The 755-nt window shown below is 58.8% G+C and carries 1 protein-coding gene; it reads right to left on the bottom strand.

All coding sequences use genetic code 11. The annotated features are described in order from the left end of the window. A partial coding sequence (locus ACIPIZ_RS28175) for a glyceraldehyde 3-phosphate dehydrogenase NAD-binding domain-containing protein (RefSeq protein ID WP_401168728.1) occupies positions 1-755 on the bottom strand: 755 nt, incomplete at both ends.

The following is a 755-nucleotide window of genomic DNA, read 5'->3' as shown; positions in this document are numbered from 1 at the left end:
AGCACCGGCACGATGGCGTTGGAGGTGCAGGAAGCGGCGGACACGATCTTGTCTTCAGCGGTGATTTCGCTGTGGTTGATACCGTGAACGATGTTCTTCAGCTTGCCTTTGCCAGGCGCGGTCAGAACAACGCGGTCGATACCCGGGCACGCCAGGTGCTGACCGAGGCCATCGGCGTCACGCCATACACCGGTGTTGTCCACCAGCAGCGCGTCTTTGATGCCGTACTGGGTGTAATCCACTTCAGTCGGGTTCTTCGCGTAGATCACCTGGATCAGGTTACCGTTGGCGGTGATGGTGTTGTTTTCTTCGTCGATGGTAATGGTGCCGTTGAACGAACCGTGTACCGAATCGCGACGCAGCAGGCTGGCGCGTTTGGTCAGGTCGTTTTCGGCGCCTTTGCGCACGACGATGGCACGCAGACGCAGACCGTCGCCACCACCGGTTTTCTCGATCAGGATGCGCGCCAGCAGACGGCCGATACGACCGAAGCCGTACAGCACAACGTCGGTGCCTTTACGTGCGGAAGCGTTTTGCTGGCCAACCACGTCAGCCATTTCTTCACGAACGAATTGCTCGGCGCTGCGGCCATTGCCTTCGTTACGGAATTTGAACGCCAACTTGCCCAGATCTACCGAAGCCGCGCCGAGCTTGAGCTCGCTCATGGCTTTGAGCAGTGGGAATGTTTCGTGGACGGAGAGTTCGCTGTCGTCGGAAGAACGGTGGCGAGCAAAGCGGTGAGCTTTGAGAATCGC

It is taken from the genome of Pseudomonas sp. NPDC087690 (assembly GCF_044743175.1).
Lineage (GTDB): Bacteria > Pseudomonadota > Gammaproteobacteria > Pseudomonadales > Pseudomonadaceae > Aquipseudomonas.
The sequence above is the reverse complement of the archived record's forward strand: the minus strand, read 5'-3'. Positions and strand labels throughout refer to the sequence as shown.